The 23,536-nt window shown below is 44.6% G+C and carries 20 protein-coding genes and 2 tRNA genes; 10 read left to right on the forward strand and 12 right to left on the reverse strand.

Features of this window, described 5'->3' with window-relative positions:
• Positions 1–19: 19 nt before the first annotated feature.
• From J3U75_RS06985 to gluQRS, 8 genes are all read right to left on the reverse strand, one after another.
• Positions 20–382, reverse strand: a complete 363-nt coding sequence (locus tag J3U75_RS06985) for a DUF423 domain-containing protein (RefSeq protein WP_267391224.1) — start codon at positions 380–382, stop codon at positions 20–22.
• Between the two features lie 263 nt (positions 383–645).
• Positions 646–927: a hypothetical protein gene (locus tag J3U75_RS06990; RefSeq protein WP_100139828.1), complete on the reverse strand. Its 282-nt coding sequence runs from the start codon at positions 925–927 to the stop codon at positions 646–648.
• Between the two features lie 253 nt (positions 928–1,180).
• Positions 1,181–1,303 carry a cytochrome bd-I oxidase subunit CydX gene (cydX, locus tag J3U75_RS06995; RefSeq protein ID WP_267391225.1) on the reverse strand — a complete coding sequence of 41 codons (123 nt, stop codon included), beginning with the start codon at positions 1,301–1,303 and terminating at the stop codon, positions 1,181–1,183.
• Positions 1,304–1,361: 58 nt separating this feature from the next.
• Positions 1,362–2,510 (reverse strand): cytochrome d ubiquinol oxidase subunit II, encoded by a 1,149-nt coding sequence (cydB, locus tag J3U75_RS07000; RefSeq protein ID WP_100152306.1) that lies wholly within the window; start codon positions 2,508–2,510, stop codon positions 1,362–1,364.
• A gap of 9 nt (positions 2,511–2,519) precedes the next feature.
• Positions 2,520–4,064 (reverse strand): cytochrome ubiquinol oxidase subunit I, encoded by a 1,545-nt coding sequence (locus J3U75_RS07005; RefSeq protein WP_267391227.1) that lies wholly within the window; start codon positions 4,062–4,064, stop codon positions 2,520–2,522.
• A gap of 399 nt (positions 4,065–4,463) precedes the next feature.
• Positions 4,464–6,122: an amino acid ABC transporter ATP-binding/permease protein gene (locus J3U75_RS07010; RefSeq protein ID WP_267391228.1), complete on the reverse strand. Its 1,659-nt coding sequence runs from the start codon at positions 6,120–6,122 to the stop codon at positions 4,464–4,466.
• Positions 6,119–7,822, reverse strand: a complete 1,704-nt coding sequence (gene cydD / locus J3U75_RS07015; protein ID WP_267391229.1) for a thiol reductant ABC exporter subunit CydD — start codon at positions 7,820–7,822, stop codon at positions 6,119–6,121. The genes J3U75_RS07010 and cydD overlap by 4 nt, the downstream gene beginning before the upstream one ends.
• 38 nt (positions 7,823–7,860) lie before the next feature.
• The gene (gluQRS, locus tag J3U75_RS07020) at positions 7,861–8,754 is read right to left on the reverse strand and encodes a tRNA glutamyl-Q(34) synthetase GluQRS (protein WP_267391499.1); all 894 of its coding nucleotides are present in this window, start codon (positions 8,752–8,754) and stop codon (positions 7,861–7,863) included.
• Between the two features lie 247 nt (positions 8,755–9,001).
• On the opposite strand from gluQRS, the gene tsaB reads away from it, so the two are divergent.
• The 10 genes from tsaB (at position 9,002) to J3U75_RS07070 (ending at position 18,579) form a co-directional block, all read left to right on the forward strand.
• On the forward strand, positions 9,002–9,685 hold the full coding sequence (tsaB, locus tag J3U75_RS07025; protein ID WP_267391230.1) for a tRNA (adenosine(37)-N6)-threonylcarbamoyltransferase complex dimerization subunit type 1 TsaB: 684 nt from the start codon (positions 9,002–9,004) through the stop codon (positions 9,683–9,685).
• Positions 9,682–10,113 carry a ribosomal protein S18-alanine N-acetyltransferase gene (gene rimI / locus J3U75_RS07030; RefSeq protein WP_267391231.1) on the forward strand — a complete coding sequence of 144 codons (432 nt, stop codon included), beginning with the start codon at positions 9,682–9,684 and terminating at the stop codon, positions 10,111–10,113. The genes tsaB and rimI overlap by 4 nt, the downstream gene beginning before the upstream one ends.
• The gene (locus tag J3U75_RS07035) at positions 10,107–10,958 is read left to right on the forward strand and encodes a uracil-DNA glycosylase (protein ID WP_267391233.1); all 852 of its coding nucleotides are present in this window, start codon (positions 10,107–10,109) and stop codon (positions 10,956–10,958) included. Before rimI ends, J3U75_RS07035 begins: the two co-directional genes overlap by 7 nt.
• A 90-nt stretch (positions 10,959–11,048) precedes the next feature.
• Entirely contained in the window at positions 11,049–13,022 is a 1,974-nt protein-coding gene (locus tag J3U75_RS07040) for a cation:proton antiporter (protein WP_267391500.1), read from the forward strand.
• A gap of 65 nt (positions 13,023–13,087) precedes the next feature.
• Positions 13,088–13,163 (forward strand) — tRNA-Val (locus tag J3U75_RS07045).
• Between the two features lie 33 nt (positions 13,164–13,196).
• Positions 13,197–13,273 (forward strand) — tRNA-Asp (locus J3U75_RS07050).
• 981 nt (positions 13,274–14,254) lie between these two features.
• Positions 14,255–15,205: an ABC transporter ATP-binding protein gene (locus J3U75_RS07055; protein ID WP_267391234.1), complete on the forward strand. Its 951-nt coding sequence runs from the start codon at positions 14,255–14,257 to the stop codon at positions 15,203–15,205.
• Positions 15,205–16,005 (forward strand): ABC transporter permease, encoded by an 801-nt coding sequence (locus tag J3U75_RS07060; protein WP_267391235.1) that lies wholly within the window; start codon positions 15,205–15,207, stop codon positions 16,003–16,005. The genes J3U75_RS07055 and J3U75_RS07060 overlap by 1 nt, the downstream gene beginning before the upstream one ends.
• 400 nt (positions 16,006–16,405) lie before the next feature.
• Entirely contained in the window at positions 16,406–17,377 is a 972-nt protein-coding gene (locus J3U75_RS07065) for a LysR family transcriptional regulator (protein ID WP_267391236.1), read from the forward strand.
• Positions 17,378–17,571: 194 nt separating this feature from the next.
• Positions 17,572–18,579 (forward strand): aldo/keto reductase, encoded by a 1,008-nt coding sequence (locus J3U75_RS07070; protein ID WP_267391237.1) that lies wholly within the window; start codon positions 17,572–17,574, stop codon positions 18,577–18,579.
• A gap of 88 nt (positions 18,580–18,667) precedes the next feature.
• Here the strand turns inward: J3U75_RS07070 and J3U75_RS07075 are convergent, their stop codons facing one another.
• From J3U75_RS07075 to J3U75_RS07090, 4 genes are all read right to left on the reverse strand, one after another.
• Positions 18,668–19,708, reverse strand: coding sequence for a zinc-dependent alcohol dehydrogenase family protein (locus J3U75_RS07075; RefSeq protein ID WP_267391239.1), 1,041 nt, complete (start codon positions 19,706–19,708; stop codon positions 18,668–18,670).
• Between the two features lie 806 nt (positions 19,709–20,514).
• A complete protein-coding gene (locus tag J3U75_RS07080; protein ID WP_323811358.1) occupies positions 20,515–21,192 on the reverse strand; it encodes a protein-L-isoaspartate(D-aspartate) O-methyltransferase in 678 nt (225 codons plus the stop codon).
• Positions 21,186–21,938 carry a 5'/3'-nucleotidase SurE gene (surE, locus tag J3U75_RS07085; RefSeq protein ID WP_267391240.1) on the reverse strand — a complete coding sequence of 251 codons (753 nt, stop codon included), beginning with the start codon at positions 21,936–21,938 and terminating at the stop codon, positions 21,186–21,188. Before surE ends, J3U75_RS07080 begins: the two co-directional genes overlap by 7 nt.
• A gap of 417 nt (positions 21,939–22,355) precedes the next feature.
• Positions 22,356–23,492 (reverse strand): polyamine ABC transporter substrate-binding protein, encoded by a 1,137-nt coding sequence (locus J3U75_RS07090; RefSeq protein ID WP_100139811.1) that lies wholly within the window; start codon positions 23,490–23,492, stop codon positions 22,356–22,358.
• Positions 23,493–23,536: the final 44 nt, after the last annotated feature.

Here is a 23,536-nt window from a genome sequence, read left to right on the forward strand (position 1 = left end):
CTGTCTGGCAAAATTGCCGCTAAGACTGCTTAAACGCCATCCAAGCTAGCGTTAACCAGCCAATAATCATTGTTACCCCACCTACTGGTGTTATAGCACCCAGCCAGCGTGGTAAACCTAAAGCCATCAGATACAATGAGCCACAAAAAATAATTAGCCCCAGCTGCAACAGCCAGAATGGGATTTTAACGGCAAAAGCCGGTACAGTTCTGGCCAGCACACCGAGCATCAGCAATCCCAGTGCATGCCAAAAAAAATACTGTGTGGCTGTATGCCACCATTCAAGCTGCTGTGCACTGGCCATCTGCTTTAAACCATGTGCACCAAATGCACCGAGCATTACCGCCAGAGCTAGATTTATTGCTGCCGTACCTAACCACATATCATTCCCCTTAATTTATTCAATCATAAAATCTGTTTCACTGATCATATATCAGACACCCAAATACTGTATTGCTGCCAGATAACCACAGTATATCTTCCACCCGTGTGGATAACAAACCACATTACTACTAGGTGACCCAACACCGATCGAGCATCAATCGCTTATACCATCGCCCTGAGTCAAATTGCCAGTAAAAAACAGGCCAATCCCAACGATTGGCCTGTTTTTCATTCTTTACAGGAAAAGCTTTAATCAGCAGCTTATTTGCAACTGATACCAGCAATCTGCGGTGTCTGTCCTGTGCCTACTTTAATCACACATTTAGTACTGCTGGCGCCAGATACTGTCAGATTTCCAGCGGCCAAATTCATATTCAGAGGCTCTTTCACACCCATTTTTACAGCGGTGCTGGCCAGCTTCTGCACTTCTTCCGGTGCATAGGAAGTATTGTTGCCGTCAATTTTAATATCCTTAGCGCCAGCGCTCATAGCCAGCAGCATGGAAACAGAAAACATCAAGCCATTACGTATCAATTTATTCATCGGAGTCCTTTCCGAAAAGAATATCCATCAAACATAATAATATAAAAATGCAAAAATTTCCAGAAAAATTAATCTCTTCACCCCACATCTACCGCAAAAGTAGCAACTGTATAGATACTTGCACCACTCAATGAGTATACGCCGTAAGCAATAAAAAAAGCTGTATACCCGTTACATAGGTATACAGCAAACCAAAGGAACTGTTCAGATTAGCTGAGCTTATTCCACTCAGCCTGATTCTGCATATATTTTCTTACGATTCTGATGAGCTCTGCTCTAAAGAATCTCTATCCTGCTGATATTCGCCCCATAATGCATTCACTACACCCAGCAATATGGCAAAACCAATGCCTAAACACCAAGCAAAATACCACATAATATACTCCCGTCTGTTTAGCCAGACCTGCCGGTGCGTACCGGCAGGTACTACGTTATCAATATGCGCTGTGATCGTTGCGGCGGATATGCTCACTGGTTACCTTACCGCGCATCACACGGTAGCACCAGCTGGTATAAAACAGCACAATCGGCACAAAGATAACCGCAGCCACCAGCATAACTTTCAAAGTAAATTCACTGGAGCTAGCATCCCATACTGTTAAACTCGAACGCAAATCGGTATTGGATGGCATGATAAATGGAAACATAGCCACACCAGCAGTAGCAATCACTCCAGCTAGACCCAGTGCAGACGACCAAAACGCTGCGAATGCTTTACCATTTTTGGCCAGCAGCCAAGCCAGAATAAAGCCCAGATAAGCCAACACCGGAATCACCAGCAACAGCGGATATTGCTGATAGTTTTGCATCCACGCACCCGTGGCGGTGACCACCTGTTTATGGAGTGGGTCGGGTGCGGCGGCTGGTAGATAGCTACCGGCTACCATGCTGTAGCCCTTGATACCCAAATTAATCCACAGACCAGCCAACGAAAAGGTCACCACTACCACTATTAGCGCGATGGTACTTGCTTGCAGCGCACGTTTTTTCACCACATCTTCCGTACGTAAAGCCAGATAAATGGCACCGTGGAAAATAATCATTGCTGCTGAAACCACACCGCACAACAGACTAAATGGATTTAGCAATCCCCAAAAACTACCGGTGTAGAAAGAACGCAAATCATCATCAAAATGAAATGGCACCCCTAAAAGCAGATTGCCGAATGCAACACCAAAAATCAGCGGCGGTACAAAACTGCCAACAAACAATAACCAGTCCCAGCTGGAGCGCCATAGCGGATTATTAATTTTACTGCGGTAATCAAACCCCACCGGCCGGAAAAACAGCGCCCATAATACTGCCATCATCGCCCAGTAAAAACCGGAAAAAGCAGTAGCATATGCATAAGGCCAAGCAGCAAAAATCGCGCCACCTCCAGTAATAAACCATACTTGATTGCCATCCCAATGCGGGCCTACCGTATTAATAATCACACGGCGCTCATTATCGTTTCTGCCCACAAACGGCAGCAAAGCGCCAACCCCCATGTCTTGCCCATCCATTATGGCAAAGCCGATCAGCAGCACGCCCAGCAGTAACCACCAGATGAATTTCAATACCGGATAATCCAAGAATTCCATGCTCAACTCCTAATGCTCTGCTTCATTGGCATAGCGACCCGTGCCCAGCGAGCCCGGTCCCTGACGCGAAAACCGTACCATCAGATAAACTTCCACAATCAGCAGTATCGTGTACAAAGTCACAAAGCCGAAAATAGAACCCCATAGATTGGCGGCAGTTAACGAAGATACAGACAGATTAGTGGGCAGCACGCCGTATACCGTCCACGGCTGGCGACCATATTCGGCCACAAACCATCCTGCTTCACAAGCAAGCCATGGCAGAGGCAGACTCCAGAACGTCCATTTCAGCAACCAGCGCTTTTCTGCAAAATTATTTTTAACCGAAGCATAAAATGCCACTGCCATCAATAACAGCATCAGAAATCCGCACAGCACCATAATGCGGAAACTCCAGAACATCGGAGCCACACGCGGAATAGTTTCCCGCGCCGCATGTGCAATATCAGCTTCAGTAGCCTGCCGCACATCTGGTACATATGATTTCAGCAGTAAACCAAAGCCTAAATCATCACCATATTTTTTCAGGTTTTCTTTAGCCAGCTCGTCAGAACGATTTTTACGCAATGCTTCCAGTGCAATTACTGCTTCACGTCCGTTACGGATACGCTCAATGTTGTCAACAATGATTTCCTTAATTCCCGGAATTTGCTTATCCAACGAGCGCGTACCAATCAAGCCCATTGCCCATGGAATCCGGACTGTAAAATCATTTTTCATCGCATCTTCATTGGGCAGAGCAATCAAATTAAAAGAAGCTGGCGCCGGTTCTGTTTCCCACATGGCTTCTAGCGCAGCCATTTTGGTTTGCTGTGATTTACCAACCGTATAGCCGGATTCATCACCAAGCACTATCACCGACAAAATCGAAGCCACACCAAAACCCACCGCGATACGGAAACTTTTCTTAGCAAATTCCACATCCTGACGCTTCAACATATACCAGGCAGAAATCGCCATCACGAAAATTGCACCAGTCACATAACCGGCGGAAACTGTATGCACGAATTTATTTTGCGCCACCTCGTTCAGAAAGATTTCCGAAAAGCTGGTCATTTCCATGCGCATAGATTCAAAATTGAAATGCGCACCCACCGGATCCTGCATCCAACCATTGGCTACCAAAATCCACAATGCAGACAAATTGGTACCCAGCGCCATCAGCACCGTAACCAGCAGATGGCCAGGACGACTCAAGCGATCCCAAGCAAAAAAGAACAAACCTACAAACGTAGATTCAAGAAAGAAAGCCATCAGACCTTCAATTGCCAGAGGGGCACCAAAAATATCACCCACATAATGTGAGTAATAAGACCAGTTAGTACCAAACTGGAATTCCATGGTAATACCGGTAGTCACCCCAAGTGCAAAATTGATACCGAATAATTTACCCCAGAAACGCGTCATATCCTTATAAATTTGCTTGCCGGTCAGGACATATACTGATTCCATAATGACCAGAATCCATGTCATCCCAATTGTGAGCGGCACAAACAAAAAATGATAAAGCGCGACTAGAGCAAACTGCAGCCGAGACAGCTCCACCAAATCCATAGCCTTGTTCCTTGTTTTAATTAATTAAATTTTATTCAGTAAAATCACAGCCCGAATAGCACATATATTCCAATTACATAGATAAAATAATACTATTCAAATCGAGAATATGAAACTTAACATAAAATTTTTCAAATACTTATAATTAGAATAAATTTAAAATTGTAAAGTTTGATTATAAATTACCGAAAAGATATCACACATAATTAAAAAATACTTACTCTACAACTTAAAAAATTCATACACATATAAGTATAAATTATAAAACAATGGATTTATCAATTTTTATTATCTGCACAGCATTAACTTGATTTAAATCAAACAACGTGTTTCTTTTCAAAATAAAAACAGCCACAATGTGGCTGTATCAATACGCATACTGCAACAAAGACATACCGCTTAACTCGTGCCCACTTGCAAAACCTGTGCTTGTGGCCATGGATTAGCTTGATGACTGGCCACAACCAAAATGCCATGCTGCTGATGTTGCTGAAGCATTGCAGCCAGTGCAAACTGCGTATCTTCATCCATACCTGCAAAAGGTTCATCCAGAATCAGCAGCACATAAGGGCGCAGCAACAATCGAGCCAGTGCAATCCGTCGCGCCTGCCCGCCTGAAACTGCGGCACCGTATTCTCCCAGCGGCGTATCCAGCTGCTTAGGCTGATGCTCAGCCCACACCATCAGCCCCACACTGGCCAGCACCGCCCATAGCTCTTCATTAGTCGCGTCCGCTTTGCCCAGCCGCAGATTCTCTGCCAGCGTTAAATCAAAAATATCTAGCTGCTGTGCCAGATATCCCACCTGCCTTGTCCATTGCCAATGCGCAAACGGCCTACCATTACAGCTTAGCTCACCATCATTTGCCTCCAGCTCTCCGGCCAGCACCGCCAGTAAAGTAGACTTACCGGCACCGGAGGCACCTTGCAACAATAAAATATCCCCGTTTTTCACATCGAAACTAATATGCTCAGCACCATTCAGTGCCTGCGGCCAGCGCGCACACAAATTTCTTGCCTGCAAATGCAGTTGCAGAGGTAAATCTTTTTTTGGTTCAGACACCGGCACACCGCTGGGCACAATCGCATTGAGACGGGTACAGGCGGCGCGACACAAACCAAAAGTCATCACATTCATTCCCAGCACCAATACCAGCTCAGCAAAGCCGAATATTGCCAGCAGCAAAGCTAGCAACATCGCCACAGACAACTTTCCCGTACTCAACAAAGCACTACCCTGCCACAATAGCACCGCTGCCGCTGCTGCGAGACACAACTGCTGTAGCAGCACCACTTTACCCGCCAGCCTCTGCTGACTTAGCTGCGCGCCAACATAATTCCCATCCTTAGCAAAAAAAGCAGTCGCAAAACGTGGCCATTGCTGCCATTGCAATAATGCGGTTAGCGCCTCCAGTGGTTGCAGTAAAGCAGTTCGCCGCGTTTCAGCCTGCATCGCTTGCCGCCGACCCCAATTCTGCCCGTAGCCAGCAGCCAGTGCCGGAATTACCAGTGTTGCCAGAACCAAAGGAATACTCAGAGCTAGCGTTAGCCCGCCACCGGCTACAACCAGAGTTAAACCAAGAATACCCAGCAACAACATAAATGCCCACAACCATGGCAACACCACATTCAGCGGCCAATTATTCAAGAGTTCAATATCACTTAATAACCGATGCATCTGCTGAAGCGAGCTCACTTGCTGCTGTCTGGCAGCGGCCAACCGCGCAAACAGACCACTACGCAAATCAGCCAGCAATCCCAGTACCGCATCGTGCGAACCCAGACGCTCGCCATAGCGTCCAGCCGTACGTAAAATAGCCAGCAAGCGGATAACTCCTGCTGGCGTAAAATAATTAAAGGTATAAGCCGTAGCCAGACTCACCATTCCTGCTAGCCCTGCGGCCGTAATAAACCAGCCGGACAAAGCCAGCAGAGCAATACCAGCAATTGCCGTAGCCTGCCCTAGAAACCATGCCAGAATCCACGCACCCTGCCGGCTGCGTAAAAGACCCGATAACTTTAGCTCCTGCCCCGACCACAACAAATCATAACGTTTCATCGCACCCGCTCCTGCTCAGAAGACAGCATTATTTCTCGGTCTGTCCAACCTGCATAACTCACATCATGGCTCACTAGCAACACCGTCTTGCCGTAGCTGAGTCTGTCCAGTAACCGCATAATTTCTTCTGCTGTTTGCGCATCCAAATGTGCAGTCGGCTCATCCAACAGCCAAAAAGGGGAATTGCGCAGCAACATCTGTGCCAGCGCCAGACGTTGCAACTGTCCACCTGACAATCCCTTGCCTCGCTCACCCAATAGAGTATTTAACTGAGCCGGCAGCCTCTGTACCAGCACCCACAACCCCACCTGCTGCAACACTTCACGCAACTGCTCATCTGAAGCACTGGCATTAGCCAGCCGCAAATTATCAGCAATCGACAATGCCAAAATCGGCGGCGACTGCGCCAGATAAGCCACCGATTGTCTGAGTAGTGGCAGATTCAAATCGACATAATCATATTGATTAATCCGTAAAATACCGGAGTAAGGGGCAAATCCAAGCAAAGCCTGCAACAGACTCGACTTACCACTACCACTGGCGCCCCGCAGCAGCACCCGCTCGCCAGCCTGTACACTAAAACTAAACTGAGGCAACCTCACCCGCTTATCTCGCCCGTAAACCACCAGATATTCACCTCGCAGCTCCGGCGGACTCTGCAATACAAAATCCACCTCTGCAGTGGACGCTGTCACCGTTTCAGTAACTTCAAACAAAGGGATTAATGCTTCTGTTGCCGCTTCCGCTTTGGCCTTATCATGATAATTCGCACCTAACTGGCGCAGCGGCGCATAAAATTCAGGAGCCAGCAGCAAAATAAACAACGCCCCCTGATAAGGTACCGGCACCTGACCATTTGCCCACGGCAACACACCCAGTAGCCCCAATCCCAGATACACCGCCACCAGTGCAATCGCCAAGGAAGCAAACAACTCCAACACCGCCGTAGACAGAAATGCCAGACGCAGCACCGCCATAGTACGCTTGCGGTAAGAATGAGCAGCCGAATCAATTGCCTGCTGCGCAATCTGCTGTGCTCCCAGCCGACGTAACGTCGGCAGACCACGCAATAAATCCAGAAACCGACCGCTCAATGCTGCAAGCGCAGACAATTGCGCCCGATTTTTTCGCGCAGCAGCCTGCCCTAGCAGAATCATAAACACCGGCACCAATGGTGCTGTCAGCAACAATAAAGCCGCTGCAAACGGACTGTAAAAACAGGTTGCCGCCGCAATCAGCAATGGCATCAGTGCTGCCAACTGCTGTTGCAGCACATAATGGCTAAAATAACCATCTAGCGCATCCACCTGCTCCAACACCAAGGAAGACAGCGCGCCATCACTGCCATATTGGCTGCGTTCCGGCCCCAGAAAAGCCAAAGCGCTTAACAACTGGCTGCGTAGCTGCATACGGATAGACGCACTGGCTTGCGCCACCATCCGATCTTTAAAATAATTCAGCAACGGTCGCAGCAACCAACACACCAGCAAATAAGGCAGAAACTGGCGGAGAGCCGCCATCACATTCTCACCACCCAGCCACAATGCAAACAGATTGGCCAATAAAGCACTTTGCACAATAATTAATACCGCTGCCGTCAGCATCAGCACCCATGCCAGCCGGAAAGACCGACGCTGGCGCTTTTGCCACATACGCAGATAAAAACGCGCAGAAAATGCTTGAACATTTGGTGTAGCCAACCTGCTTCTCCCTTTAATCTAAAATCCCTTACCTAAAACTATTCAGCCACAATAGCGTGTGGCCGTACACGCTCTAGCCGCCAATGCAATACCGCCCATTCCAGCAAATCCGCCAAACTATCCACTTGCGGCGCCAGCGGCAGCCCCAGATAAAGCAAAACCTGCCGTAACAAATCCTCACGTCGACGCAAATCCAGTGCCGGTGCCCGCGTCTGCTTCGACCACTTCTGACCCTGCGTATTTGTTAACAACGGCAAATGAGCATACTCAGGCTGAGCAAGACCTAACAACTGCTGTACATAAATCTGCCGTGGCGTCGACACCAGCAAATCCTGACCACGCACCACATGATTTACACCCTGTGCTGCATCATCGACCACCACCGCCAGCTGATAAGCCCAGCAGCCATCCGCACGCAGCAAAATAAAATCGCCCGTATCACTAGCCAGACACTGCTGCTGCCAGCCCTGTACCGCATCCTGAAAACCGATAATGGCTGTATCTGTGCGTAAACGCCATGCCGGAGGCTTATGCGCAACTGCAGATATCGCTGCATCATTTAATGCACATCTACCACCATAAATTACGCCATCCACACCCATACCCCGTGCTTCAGCCTGCACCGTCTTACGACTACAAAAACAAGGATAGACTCTATTCTGTGCACGCAAGGCATCCAATGCCGCCGCATACAAATGATGGCGGCGGCTCTGATACACCACCTCACCATCCCAGTACAGCGAAAATGCCTCCAGTGTCGACAAAATAGAAGCAGCCGCACCGGGCATTTCCCGCGGCGGATCCAAATCTTCCATACGCACCAGCCAACGTCCCTGCCGGCTGCGTGCATCCAGATACGAAGCCACAGCCGTCAGCAGTGAACCAATATGCAATAAACCAGTCGGACTGGGCGCAAACCGCCCCACATACATCTCAGCCACAAACCGCTTCCATCCTGAACATCACCTGCAACTTGACATTCCATTTGCAAAAGAACAAACCACCCAATTCACATAGCAGCAAGCTCTGCAAGATAAACAATTAATTATTAAAATTTACCCCATAATAGCATTTATTAGCCCTGCCCCGGTCATAATGGATACAGCAAACTCAGACATCAGGGTCATTTAAAAAGCTATAAAAAGGTATAATCCACCCATCTAAACATTCTGACACACCATGATCAGTACCAATTCACGTCTGCTGGTGATCGATACCAGCACCGGCTACCTATCATTAGGCCTTCATCACAACGGACATACCCACAGCATTTACGAAGCAGTGGGCGCAAAACAGTCTGAACTGATATTACCGCGTATCCGGCAACTGCTGGAAACAGCAAACCTAACCCTAGCCGACCTGAATGGCATAGTCTATGCACAAGGGCCGGGGGCTTTTACCGGTCTTCGCATCGGACTGGGGGTAGCAACCGGTTTAGCTTTGCCGAACAACCTACCTCTGATTGGTATACCTTGTCTGGACGCTGTGGCTGCACAGATACCAGATCAACCATGCGTACTGGCGGCTACCGATGCCCGCATGAACGAACTTTTTTATGCCTGGTATGACACCCGTAATCTGAACCGCCTCACTGAATATCGCGTAGACAGTGCCAGCAACATCCACCTGCCAGACGGCCATCTCCATGGCACCGGTGTCGGCAACGCTTATGCATTGGATATTGAGTTACCCGTCACAGGGCAAAACCAAATGCCGCAAGCAGACGTATATGCACAACTGGCTTTAACCGGGCACTATCCCGTAACCACCGCTGCAGAAGCAAGCCTACATTATGTGCGTAACAAAATTGCCTTAACCGCCACCGAACAAGCGGCCAGACGCTCAACAGGACAGCCAGCATGACCATACGTCCTGCTCAACTAACCGACATTCCAGTTTTGGAAACGCTAGAACAGCTTTGCAATCCATCACCATGGTCTACAGCCCAGCTAACCAACAGCGTCTCTGCAGCTCAGCCCATCTGGGTTGTCGACCTACCCGAACATGGCATCGTAGCCATGCTAGTATGGCAAAAAATACCGAATGAAGCAGAAATTCATCTGCTTGACACCCATCCGGCACACAGACGCCAAGGCTATGCCCAGCAATTACTAAATCATCTCTTTCAAATTGTACAAGCAGAGACTATCGACCGTATATTGCTCGAAGTACGCTCCAGCAACATGGGCGCCATCAAGCTGTACAAGCGCAATGGTTTTGAAAACTGTGGCTTGCGCAAAAGCTATTACCAAAATGGTGAAGATGCCATAATCATGGAAAAACGATGTTAGACAGCCGTTATCTGTATTTACACGAAGCACTCGGGCTGGGACCGATGTGGTTGGCACAGACTGCCTGCCTGCTCCCCGTACAGCCAGCTCCGGCACAAACCGTCACAGCTAAGCAACCTGCACCGCCTGGCGAATCCGTACATTCCAGTACCAGTACCATACAGAATCCAACAACAAAAGAAACTATCCATCAATCACACCGCGCAGTCCTTCAACACATCATCAGGCAGCCACCTCAAGCAGCTAGTAAAACCACGACCACCACTCAAACTGAAGAACGGCAAAACTTCTGCAGCCAGAGCACAACAGACAATTTAAAACTCAGCTACGAAGCCATACCTGCAGCATTAGCTGCCTGCACCCGCTGCAATCTGCATCAGGAGCGCTGCACGCCTCTATCTGGCTATGGTTCGGCAAATGCTCGTCTACTGGTTATCAGCACCAATCCGGCACCACCTGACGACAGCAACCAGCAACTATTCAGCGGCGAAGTCGGCCAACTGCTTAGCAATATGCTCGCCGCCATCAACATTAGCTCCGAGGAAGTTTTCTATACCAGTCAAGTAAAATGTGCGCCCAATGTTAGTCTTAAAGTAACCAGCGAACAGCTACAAGCATGTCTGCCTTATCTGAGTGCACAAATCAAACACATTCAGCCTCAGGCAATATTACTTTTAGGACAAACATTCAGCCGCCTTGATCAATCAGTGCTGGCTCAGAATCTGCACAACATTCCCTATGTCATCTCTCCTCATCCGGCAAGATTATTGCGCCAAAGCCATTTAAAAGCCACAGCATGGACCGCATTAAAACAATTGCGCAAATATTTACATAAACTCACCTGAAAAAATCAGCAATACTCAGGATTATCCGCACAAGCCAAAACATCTATGTTAAAATATGATAATAAAATTTTAATTAAATAAAATCAAAGAATTATGCATATTTCTCTTGGCCCTGTCGTGATGATTCTTTTGGTAGCCGTTTTGGCCGCCATCATCTGCCGACGTCTGCACATTCCCGCCATGCTTGGCTATCTCGTCGTCGGTTTTATGGCCGGTCCGGGCTGGCTGCATTTAATTAACCAAAGCCATGCCACTGAATTCATCGGTGAAATCGGCATCACCTTCCTCATGTTCAGCATCGGACTTGAATTTTCCATTGGCAAACTCAAAGCCATGCGCCGGCTGGTACTTGGACTAGGAGGACTACAAGTTATCCTTACGCTCCTAGCCCTGTTTATCATTTTTGGGCTGATGGGGATTCAACTTACATGGGCTTTTACCCTTGCTGCTGCCATGACAATGTCGTCTACCGCCATCGTCAGCCGCATTATGGTTGAAAAAAACGAACTCAGCCAACATTACGGCCACATGATTATGGGCGTACTGCTGATGCAGGACATAGCCGTCGTACCCTTAATGATTCTGTTTCCAGCACTAGCACACAGTAGTGACGGCCTAATACTGCAAATGGGCAAAGCACTTCTAACTATGGCACTGGCACTTGGTTTGTTGCTGATAGTCGGTAGCAGAATCATGCCCGTATGGTTTCGCTTAATTGCACGTACCAAGTCCAGTGAACTTTTCATGATAAACGTATTGCTGGTGACCCTTGGCGTGGCCTATCTCACCCAATTGGCCGGCCTGTCACTGGCACTTGGTGCATTCGTTGCAGGCATGCTGATATCCGAAACCGAATACCGTTATCAAGTAGAAGACGACATTCGCCCCTTCCGCGACATTCTCCTCGGTTTTTTCTTTATCACCATTGGCATGAAGCTAAACATACAAGTATTACAATCCAGCTGGCTCATGATACTGGTTCTATGTGCTCTTCTCATTGTCCTTAAAGCAGGGGTTCTCTACGGCATTGGCCGCTACATGAAAGAAAACAGCAGCGACAGCACAAAAACAGCCTTGTATCTGGCACAAGGAGGCGAATTTGGTTTTGTTATGCTTGCCATCAGCGGTGCGCTTGGACTTATCTCACTCAATTTGCAACAAACTGCCATCGCCGCCATCCTACTCTCCATGATACTGGCGCCCTTTATCATGAAAAGTGCAGATAAACTCTCAGGATTATTGGTAAAACGCAGCTGGGACGAACAGGCTGCAGACTTGCAAACCATACTCGTTGAAACCATGAGCAAGTCCGACCACATCCTTATCATCGGCTTTGGACGTTGCGGCCAGAGCATCGCCCGCATATTGCAACAAGAAAACACACCCTACTACGCCATTGATTTGGATGCCGAGCGCGTTGCCACAGCCAAAGCGGCCGGTGAGCCAGTCACCTTTGGTGATGCCAAACGACAGGAAGTTTTGCAGGCAGCAGGCTTGAAACGAGCCAATACCGTACTCATTACCATCAACAACATGACCGAGGCCAAACACATCCTCAACAACATCATGCTTATTGCACCCACCATGCCTGTAATCGTGCGCGTAACCAACGACGACAACATTCCAGTGTTTACCAACATGGGTGCAGACGACATCGTCTCCGACGAAAAAGAATCAAGCCTGACATTGGCCAGCCAAGCATTGCTCAGTTCCGGCAAACCATTTGATGAAGTGTATCAAATCATGCAGCGCATCCGCCAAAACCGCTATCAAGCGCTCGAAGGCCTGTTTGCTGGCAGCGATGATGAACTGTCCGAAGAAAACATACATTACTATCGTCAAGCCTTCACCCTACCACCTGATGCTTTTCTCGTCGGCAAAAGCATCAACGAACTTCCACTTGAGAAACTAAAAATCAAACTACTTTCTGTACGCCGCAATGCACATCAGCTACGCACATTCAGTCCTGATTTTCAGTTTAAGGCCGAAGATACACTTGTCGTACTTGGTCCTAGAGACAAAGTAATACTCTTTGAAAACTGGTCATTACAAGGTACAAGCTAATTTTTTCACATCCAACACTTGCCAGCCGACAGCATATCTGGTTTAATAGCGTCTTTCCCAAGTACGGGTGATTAGCTCAGTTGGTAGAGCGTCTGCCTTACAAGCAGAATGTCGGCGGTTCGACTCCGTCATCACCCACCAGTTTTTTGTTTTATGCAATAGCGTAAAACTTGCGCGGTGGTAGCTCAGTTGGTTAGAGTACCGGCCTGTCACGCCGGGGGTCGCGGGTTCGAGCCCCGTCCGCCGCGCCANATAATATAAAAAAGCACAGCTTATGCTGTGCTTTTTTATTATCAGCCTTACCCAAGAATTTTCACACTAGCCAATCTTGTTAAGAATTCAACAAATATATTCCCAGTAGCGATCAACTTGCATTCTTCTCTAGAGCTAAAAATTTCTACTTCAGCATCATCCAAACAAGCCAGCACTCAAGCACTATCCTGCTTGCCAAGCTTCAACACAAATTGGGGCTACATTCCAGTATTCATACTAATTAGTAAAAAAACAATATAATCCAAATTTTTCAGAATCCTAATAAACCAAGAACTTTAGAACCAACAAAGACAAAATTGCTAATCTTTTAATAAGCCTTAAATAAACTTTGTTGCCCTAATAAAAATGTTTTTAAATCATTATTGAAAAATAAACGATATCAAAAATTTAAAGAGGTACCTAAAATACTGGGTATAAAATCAAGAAAATATATACCAATGTATTTATTAATATAAAAATATTCAAAAAAATCTAAAAACAACTTTTATACCAATTTAACCAATCAATTGATTTAAAAAAGATTAAAACGAACTAATAAAAAATAATGACATATTAGTAGCCATACTTTCATTTCTAAAAAAATGTGGCCGCAATACCTCAGTGTAAAATCATCAATCTGAATAAAACACTTGGTTACTTATCAAGGTCTAATCCGTAATAAAAAAATCAAACCCTTTTAGCTGTAGATTAAATCAATTTCACAAGTTATCTGTTAAATATCCTAGCCCAAAAAACCACAAAAATCTAAAAACTCATACATATCAACTAATGCGCACAAACATAAAAGTTACCCTGCATATTTATTAGATATAATTGTTAATTTTTGTATAATACATTATTATTCAAAAATATTTTTAAATCATTATTCATATATCTTTTCATCGGAGACAAATATGCAAAACTTGAAACTCTTGCATCAAATCGATTCACAACAAAACAAACAATAAGAAAGGCTTATCGTGAGCAATACTGATTATCTGATAGAAGTAAACCAAGTTTCCAAAAAAATTTCAGGCCGGCATATTCTGGAAAACATCAGCTTTAAAATTGCCCCCGGACGCATCATGGGATTTATAGGCCCAAATGGCGCTGGTAAAACCACCATGCTGAAAATGCTTACCGGCCTAATGTTTCCCAATAGCGGAGAAATCAAAATCTGTGGTTATGATATCCAGAAAGATTTTGAAAAAGCGGCATTCAATTTAGGCACAATAATCGAAAACCCGGAATTCTATAATTACATGTCTGGTTTCAGAAATCTGCAAATTTTTGCCAATATGAGCCGCCGGGCCATCACCAATGAAGAGATCATGCAAACATTGGCTCATACTGGACTTAAAGGCGCAGAAAAGAAAAAAGTAAAAGGCTTCTCCCTAGGCATGCGGCAAAGATTAGGTGTTGCCAATGCCACCATTCATCAGCCTAAAGTTCTTATTCTGGACGAACCCATGAATGGGCTTGATCCAGAGGGAATAAAAGATTTTCGTAGCCTAATGAAAGACTTTGTCTGCGACGGCAACAGCATTATTATTTCCAGCCATCTCCTCTCCGAATTACAGGAAATTGTTAACGATATTTTCATTATCAATCGAGGAAAACAAATATATGCAGGCTCCATACATGATTTTCTAGGGAAATCCAATAATATCATTCATCTAGAAGTCGGAGGAAACATATTACAGGCTGAAGAAATACTTCAGCAACATGGTTATCAGGTAAACAATCAGCTTAACAGTCTCGAAATCATGATTAACCAATTTGAAGAAGACCCAAGAGCACAAATAGCCAAACTACTAATTGAACACAATATACCCCTGCTGAGCATAAAACTAACCCAAAGCTCACTGGAAGAATCATTCCTCAGCATCATTCATAACGATAATCAAAAGTATCAAAAAGGAATTAAATAATGAAGTTAATTTTAAATGAATGGCGTAAATACCTTAGTAAATCCACCTACACAATTGTTATGCCATTAATATTATTGTTTGTATATATCTTTTATTATGGCGGAATATATCTAGCCATCAGCAAATCAGATACAGCTATTACACCTGAAAAATCAGAAAAGATATTTATTTGGGGGATGACAATATGCTATTATTATTCAAATTATATTGCCATATTAATGGCATCTAATACACTGAGCACAGAAATATCCCGTGGTACAATCAAATTTATTCTTACCCGCCCTTACCAACGATATAAAATACTACTAGCAAAAATAGGCTCCATTATTCTGCTTATGCCGGTATTACCGATATTAAGTGCAATCGGTGTTTTATTATTACAGCTATTGGCCACAGCTCATCTGCCCGAATTCAATGCAATATTGAAAACGATCGTGTTATTTATTGCACTCTCATTAGTCGTAACGATATTTTACTCCTCTCTAGCACTACTACTTTCAACCTTCACCAGCAGTACCGCCTTTATAACCGCCTTCTGTTTTATGTATTATTTCTTTGCAGATATTCTGTGGAAAATTATAAATTTACGCTATTTTGATTTATCCCCAGATAGTTTAATCTATAAATTATCCCCTCTAAACGCAAATAATTATTTGATTGAATTAGTCAAAAACACATACTTTCAATCTGTAGATAAAGATTTATATATTACCTTTACGGCCAATATTGTCTATACCTGCATCTTATTTCTTATAGCAGTTATGATATTTAGACGGCGGGATATATCTTTAGCCAATTAAACTTAATCTAATAAAGAAGTTCACGAGCTGAATTGGCATTGCAAACCTACCAATTCAGCTAAACTTACTCACACCCTGTTCTTGATATTCATCTGTACTGTTGGTATAGACCATTAGATTAAACCAGTATCCACTTCTCTTATACCTGTTTGATTACACCCATTCTTCAGTGTAAAAATTTCACTGTCTGGATCTTTGTAACTGGCTTCATTTTTTTAGATACTGCATCATCAGTTGCTCATAATGAATTTTTTTTCAACAGATTGCAAATACCGGCAAAATTATGAAAATAAATAAATAAATTAACATTTCGCAACCAGAATACATATATTTTTTTGAAATTAAATTGATTTATACTATCTCTATTGCTGTTTTTTCATTACTTTAAACAGGGGAAAATATGCTTTATTCACCACCGCCTCAGGAACAATTACATCCAGACAATTCAGTTCTTTACAGCCGGCATCTGCCAACTATAAAGCAGCTGCAATACTTTCTGGCAGTGTGTGAAGAAGGTAATTTCCGGAAAGCTGCCAGCCGCCTAGGCATTAGTCAGCCGCCGCTATCTATGCAAATCAAGGAATTGGAACAAAAACTGCAAACTACTTTGCTGGTGCGCAATACCCGTTATGTGTTGCTGACCGAACAAGGCAGAGAATTCAGGGAAAAAGCGAAAAGCTGGCTGGAAGGTTTATCACAGGCAGTCAATTATGTGCATAATTTGCCTGCTGGTAAGGTAACAATGGGTATTACCAAGATTCTTGGTTTTAATTTTATTCCACTGTTCAGTGAATTTATCCGCCGCTTTAATCAACATATCGACTTGTTACAGCAAGATTATACTTGCAAAGAACTTATGGCTGAATTTAATAAAAGCAATATAGATATGGTGATTATTTCTGAATATAAAAACACCAGCCTTCAAGCCAAAAGTTTATTAGTTCATCGGGAAAAACTGGTTTTGGCTTTGCCCGAGCAGCATCCTGCCAGTGTAGAGCAAGAAATTGATTTAAATATGGTGCAGGATTTGCCGCTGTATTGGTGTAAGCGTTATCAGCATCCTAATTTGTACGATAAGTTACAAAAGGTAAATAGTCAACTTAGCAAGCCACTGTTGCTAAAAGAAAAGTTACCAAATTTTTTGACTATGCTTATGGAAATAGCTATGGGCAGAGCCATGTTGCTACTACCTGATTCAATGGCACAGGCTCAAGTAGCAGGCGTGGTATATAAAAAACTTACTGCGAAATATGAACAAATGCTTTCGATGGATATGCATCTTCTGTGGCATACTTCAGCTATGGATAATCCTACTATTCTGGCCATCACGGAATACTTTACACAACAAGATTTACCTAAAGAATCAGCATAAGCTAATGTTTGTGATAAGTAAAAATTTACAACCATATTGATATGTTTTTTGTATCAATAATTTTGTATTTCTCTAAACAGATTTGATTAATTACTATCAGTATCAGCAATTAAGCATTGTTCAGAGCTGCGCCGAAAAGATAAATTCCTGAAAGACACAGTTCTGGCATTATTTCACTGATAGGAAAATCAATAATGACTCAATCTCTACCACAAAGAAAACTTGGCCAGCATTTAACCGTTTCAGCTATTGGCTATGGTGCCATGGGGCTGAGTGAATTCTATGGCGACATTGATACAGCTAAAGCAAGCTCAATGTTGCATGAGGTAATCGACAGCGGCGTTACGCTAATTGACACAGCCGATATGTATGGGCGCGGAGCTAATGAAAAGCTGATTGGTTCAGTATTAAAAACCCTGCCGGCTTCAACCCGCGCTGGGCTGACAATCGCGTCTAAGTGCGGTATAGACAGAAACAGTACTTCCGGATATAACCGCAATATTAATAACCATCCAGACTATATCAGAAAATGCTGTGATGAATCTTTGACACGACTAGGTATTGAGCAGATTGACCTCTATTATATCCACCGTATTGACCCAGATGCGGTAATAGAAGAAACCATGCAAACTTTGGCTGATCTGGTAAAAGAAGGCAAAATTGCCAATGTTGGTTTATGCGAAGTATCTGTGCCTGTATTACAGCGCGCCTGCGCTGTTTATCCGGTGGATGTAGTACAAACCGAATATTCTTTGTGGACACGCGAAATTGAAGATGACATCCTTCCAGTTTTGAAAAAATCAAATATTGGTTTGGTGCCTTACTCTCCACTGGGTCGTGGTTTCCTGACTGGTAAAATTCAAAACAAAGACGAATTGTCTGAAAATGATTTCCGCCGCACTAACCCACGCTTTCAGGATGAGAATCTGGAACATAATAAACGGCTTCTACAGGCACTCGAACCAATGACAGTTAAATACAACTGCACTATGGGACAAATTGCACTGGCCTGGTTGCTGGCACAATGGGAACATATCGTACCAATTCCAGGTACCAAAAACCCTAAATATCTGCACGAAAACAATCAGGCAAGTCTGTTAAAGCTGGACGCAGCTGATGTTCAGACTTTAAATGATTTAAAAAATACTATCAACATTCAGGGCGAACGTTATACCCCTGAAGGCATGAAAGGTATCTTTTAATTTTAAAGCATAGCAATGTAAAACATTATTGAAAAAATATATTCCCTGCCAGATAGTTAATTACCGGCAGGGAATTTTTTATCATCAATTAATTATCAATAACTAACAAAGACTTAATCGCCTTACGCTGATCCATGGCTTCATATGCAGCCTGAATATCATTTAAAGCAAAACGCTGGGTAAATACTTTTCCCGGCTGAATTTTTTCATCCAACACTGCTTGAAGCAACAAATTCTTATCGTAAGTGGTTACGCTGGCGATACCGCCACGCAGCCCTATATTGCGCCAGAAAATATCACCTGTTTTGATTTCGTTTTGATGCGGCACGCCAACACAACCTACAATAGCTCCCGGCCGCGCAACCGCGATAGCAGTTTGTAAAGATTCTTCACTGCCTACACATTCCAGCACCGCATCCGCGCCTGCTCCAGCCGTCATGGACAAAACTTTTGCAACAGCTGCTTCGCCGCGTTCGGGCACAATATCTGTGGCACCAAATTCCTGTGCCAGCAATGCCCTGTCCGGATGGCGACTCATGGCAATAATGCGTTTTGCTCCACGTAGTTTGGCTGCTATTACACCACACAAGCCGACGGCACCATCTCCCATCACCACCACAGTATCCCCTGCTTTAACTTCAGCACTGGAAGCCGCATGATAGCCGGTAGCCATCACATCAGCCAGTGTTAGCAACGAATTGAGCACTGCGTCTGAATAATCCTGTGGCTGACCAGGAATTTTTACCAGAGCCCAGTCAGCATTACTGAAACGCAGATATTCACCTTGATAGCCGCCATTGCCACCATCTTGTTTGTTCAGGCAGTTACCATCAAAACCAGCCTCACATGCAGCGCAATGGCCGCAGCCATGGGTGAAAGGGACGATAACAAAATCACCTTTTCGAATATAAGTTACGGCATCGCCAACCTCATCCACCACACCAATGGCTTCGTGACCCACTGTGCTACCAGACTCGCGCTGGCTGATACCGCGAAACCACCATAAGTCTGAACCACAAACACAGGCACGAACAATACGAATAATGGCATCAGTGGGCTGCTGTATAACTGGTTTGTCCATTTCTCGTATGGCTACTTTACCGGGTTCCACAAAAACGGCAACTTTCATCTTTATCTATCCCTATCTTATTGAATCGGTTGATTCCAGATTCATTAAATTGCTTATAGCGGATAATTCATCTGCTTTGATTATCTTACTTCTCCCACCGGCACTGGTAAAGATGATACAAACTCTGCCCTAACTGACAAACCAATTTTCAGAGCAAATTTTGTTCATATCGCTTTTCCAGTAATTGTGTTTTTACAGGATTTTATTAATAGGGTAATAATTAAAGTTGTTTGGGAAATATAAAAAGTCTATTGTAGTGCTATTGTTTTTGCTGCGGTCAGGCTGTTGTACCGTCCATTTATTTGTAGTATCTGAAAGATGAGCGCAGCAACAGTGTGAATGTTTGCGTCAGCATTGTAATCTAACCAGTAATGAATATATGACCAGAAATATCAGTGCGTTAAAGTTAGCAAAGGCTATTATTACAAATGTTTTAGGCCTAAGCTGCCTATCAGCTATGAAGGAAGAAAGATTATTTCGACACTTTGTTTGCCGATGGCGCAGTTGATACTACAAATATTTGCGGCCATTTCATCGTAGTTAGACAATACAGCCTGCATAAGAAATATGATTATTTTTGGCTGCTATGCCTATGGACATGAGGACATTATTTGCCAAGTAGCTGAACACCAAATTGAGATATCACCGCAGATCTTAATCTTGATGGCAGTAGTTTTGCTGATTTTCTGTTAATTTACAAAGATGGTATTTTGCTATCTGCGAAAAATGTAATCTTGATATCAGTAAGCAGCCTTTGGCTCACGGAAGAGTTGTTAACTTCAAGCTTAATTTTTCCAAGGATAGATTTATTTATCATTCACCAATGGCACAAATAAAGTCTGTTGGACACAGGTTTCCTGATAGCCTTCGGCTGTTTTATCAATTACCCACAAAAACTGCACACCGCCCTCATCCAGTGGCAACACCATGCGCCCGCCAATAGAAAGTTGCTGCAACAGCGGCAAAGGGACTTCTTTCGGTGCAGCGGTGAGAATAATGCAATCGAAAGGTGCTTCCTGAGGCAAGCCCAGATAGCCATCTCCACATACCAGCCGTGCATGGGCAAGTAAACGAACTGCACGCAGGTTTTGTTTGGCGCGCTCATGTAGCGGACGCAGCCGCTCAATAGAATAAATTTCGCGTAAACCCAGTGCTTGTAGAATAGCCGTCTGATATCCGCAGCCAGTCCCGATTTCAAGAATACGCAGACTCGGGTTGATAGCGCGTCTGGCAAACAACAACTGCGTCATCACTGCCACGGTATACGGCTGGGAAATGGTCTGTCCCAACCCTAACGGCAGCGACATATCATCATACGCATGCGAACGCAGCGCTTCTTCAACAAAAACGTGACGCGGCACAGCAGACATAGCGGATAACACTTCCGTGCGGGTAATCCCCATTTGGCGCAGTCTTTCTACCATCCGTGCCCGCCGGAATTCATAGCCTGTCCAGCTCACGCCCTGTCCCACTTCTGTCACCACTGTACATCTTGCAAAAAAGTGCTGACTGCACCCATTTGCTGATAATCAGTTAAGTCAAGGGTAAGCGGTGTAATAGTCACGAAACCGGCTTCATTGTCGCTGAAATCCGTATCCTGCCAGCTGGTATCGGCAGGTCCTACACCACCAATCCAATACATGGTTTCGCCGCGTGGACTATCTAAAGGCACAATACATTGTTCGTGATGCCGGCGACCGAGTCTGGCCACACGATAGCCCTGAACACTCTCTGGAGTAACAGCCGGAATATTGATATTCCATAACAACGGTTGGGCTGGCTGATGTGCGCATATTTTGGTTAAAACAGTAGCTACCGCTTTTTCAGCAGTCTCCCAGTAGCGGCCACTGCGGTCATTAATCGAAAAGGCCAGTGCCGGTATACCCATCAAAAATGCTTCGGTAGCAGCAGCTACGGTACCGGAATACAAGACATCATCGCCCATATTGGCACCATGATTGATGCCAGAAAGCACTAAATCTGGTTTGAAATCGGACATGGTATGCAGCGCAACGTGAATACAGTCAGTTGGCGTGCCGTTGACATAAAAAAAGCCATTAGCAGCTTTTTTTATCGACAGAGGACGATTGAGGGTAAATGAGTTACTTACACCACTTTGGTCGCTTTCCGGTGCCACGACTCTGACTTCGGCAAATTCTGCCGCCACTTTCGCTAGTAGAGCTAATCCTGCGGATAAATATCCATCATCATTACAAATTAAAATTCTCATACCTATCCCAGTTAAAAATCTTTGTCTTGCTACAACTGGGCTACTTTAAGCCCATAGAAATTGCTGGTAGCCTGTTTCAATTATTGAAATAAAAGGCTGGAGACACCTGAAAGCCATCTGCAGGCAACTGCCAGAATCTCTGCTGAAACCTATCTGCTTTAAGCTCAGCCACTAATTATAAGGGTTTACACCTGTTCTGACAGCTATATATGCTGATTTTGTGCCAACAAGCAAGCATGCAATGCAGATATTCATTGTAAAAATGAACAGACAGGATGTATTGATTAACTGTTATTAATTGAGACTGTATAAAAGTAATAACATAAAAAAACGAACCGAAACGGTTCGTTTTTTTAGACTACTAAATACGATGCAGGCCCTGAAAGGATTGAGCATTTGTATTTCAGCAATCAACCGCTATTGACCTGCTTTTACCTGCTGAAACAGGCGCACAGCCAGACGCACTGCATCCTGAGATTTGGGTGATACCACAAAACTTTTATCCAGCACTGCCTGTGTGGGGAATATACTTGGATCACTACTGATTTCGCTATTCATCAGAGCCCGTGCCGGTTTGCTGGCCGGAGCAAACGTTACATAATTACCATTTTTGGCAGCCACTTTAGGATCAAGAGTGTAATTGATGTATTTAAGCGCATTGGCAACATTCTGAGCATCTTTGGGAATCATAAATGAATCAATCCAAATACCCACCCCCTCTTTCGGTGCCAGTACCTCTAAATGAACACCGCTTTTGGCATCCTCAGCTCGTTTTTTGGCTATATTCAGGTCGCCGCCATAGCCTGTGGCTACACACAGATCGCCGCGCGCCATATCATCTATATAGCCTGAAGAACTAAAGCGCTTGATGTCATTACGCACAGATTTAATCAAATTGGTTGCTGCACGGATATCCTCCGGAGCACTACTGTTCGGGTCTTTACCCAGATAATGCAAAGCCAGAGGATACAGCTCGGTAGGGCTGTCAAACAGCGAAATACCACAGCTTTTGAGTTTATGCGTATAGGCAGGATTGAATACCAAGTCCCACAGATTATCTGGCAGCTTGCCGTCCAGTGCTTTATCAACCAAAACCTTATTGATGCCAATGGTATTCATACCCCAGAAATAGGGTACTGCGTATTTATTACCTGGATCGACCTTATCCATCATTTTTAACAGATTAGGGTCGATATTATTGTAGTAAGATAGCTGGCTTTTGTTAACCGGCTGATAGGCGCCCGCCTTGATTTCGCGGCCGACATTGGCTATAGACGGCACTACCAAATCATAGCCGGAACGGCCAATCAGGATTTTAGCTTCTAGTGTTTCGTTACTGTCATAATAGTCGTAACGAACTTTGATTTTATTTTCTTTTTCAAAAGTTTTTACGGTATCAGGGTCTACGTAATCCGACCAGTTGTAGATATTGAGCTGATCTGTTGGATTCATGACTCCGTTAGTGGAGGCCGCATTTTTGTTTGCTGTACCGGCATCCGAGCAGGCAGCAATCAGCACACTGACGATGGCTGACAATACCAGTGATTTTTTCATACACGATTTCCAATTTGTATGCCCACAGTAATGAGGGAAGCAAG

The organism is Snodgrassella sp. B3088 (genome assembly GCF_026535815.1).
In the GTDB taxonomy this organism is placed as follows: domain Bacteria; phylum Pseudomonadota; class Gammaproteobacteria; order Burkholderiales; family Neisseriaceae; genus Snodgrassella; species Snodgrassella alvi_E.

Bases quoted from the DNA above. Each gene is read 5' to 3' on its own strand.
- J3U75_RS06985 (WP_267391224.1), bottom strand. From the start codon at position 382: ATGTGGTTAGGTACGGCAGCAATAAATCTAGCTCTGGCGGTAATGCTC.
- J3U75_RS06990 (WP_100139828.1), bottom strand. From the start codon at position 927: ATGAATAAATTGATACGTAATGGCTTGATGTTTTCTGTTTCCATGCTG.
- cydX (WP_267391225.1), bottom strand. From the start codon at position 1,303: ATGTGGTATTTTGCTTGGTGTTTAGGCATTGGTTTTGCCATATTGCTG.
- cydB (WP_100152306.1), bottom strand. From the start codon at position 2,510: ATGGAATTCTTGGATTATCCGGTATTGAAATTCATCTGGTGGTTACTG.
- J3U75_RS07005 (WP_267391227.1), bottom strand. From the start codon at position 4,064: ATGGATTTGGTGGAGCTGTCTCGGCTGCAGTTTGCTCTAGTCGCGCTT.
- J3U75_RS07010 (WP_267391228.1), bottom strand. From the start codon at position 6,122: ATGAAACGTTATGATTTGTTGTGGTCGGGGCAGGAGCTAAAGTTATCG.
- gluQRS (WP_267391499.1), bottom strand. From the start codon at position 8,754: ATGTATGTGGGGCGGTTTGCGCCCAGTCCGACTGGTTTATTGCATATT.
- tsaB (WP_267391230.1), top strand. From the start codon at position 9,002: ATGATCAGTACCAATTCACGTCTGCTGGTGATCGATACCAGCACCGGC.
- rimI (WP_267391231.1), top strand. From the start codon at position 9,682: ATGACCATACGTCCTGCTCAACTAACCGACATTCCAGTTTTGGAAACG.
- J3U75_RS07035 (WP_267391233.1), top strand. From the start codon at position 10,107: ATGTTAGACAGCCGTTATCTGTATTTACACGAAGCACTCGGGCTGGGA.
- J3U75_RS07060 (WP_267391235.1), top strand. From the start codon at position 15,205: ATGAAGTTAATTTTAAATGAATGGCGTAAATACCTTAGTAAATCCACC.
- J3U75_RS07065 (WP_267391236.1), top strand. From the start codon at position 16,406: ATGCTTTATTCACCACCGCCTCAGGAACAATTACATCCAGACAATTCA.
- J3U75_RS07070 (WP_267391237.1), top strand. From the start codon at position 17,572: ATGACTCAATCTCTACCACAAAGAAAACTTGGCCAGCATTTAACCGTT.
- J3U75_RS07075 (WP_267391239.1), bottom strand. From the start codon at position 19,708: ATGAAAGTTGCCGTTTTTGTGGAACCCGGTAAAGTAGCCATACGAGAA.
- surE (WP_267391240.1), bottom strand. From the start codon at position 21,938: ATGAGAATTTTAATTTGTAATGATGATGGATATTTATCCGCAGGATTA.
- J3U75_RS07090 (WP_100139811.1), bottom strand. From the start codon at position 23,492: ATGAAAAAATCACTGGTATTGTCAGCCATCGTCAGTGTGCTGATTGCT.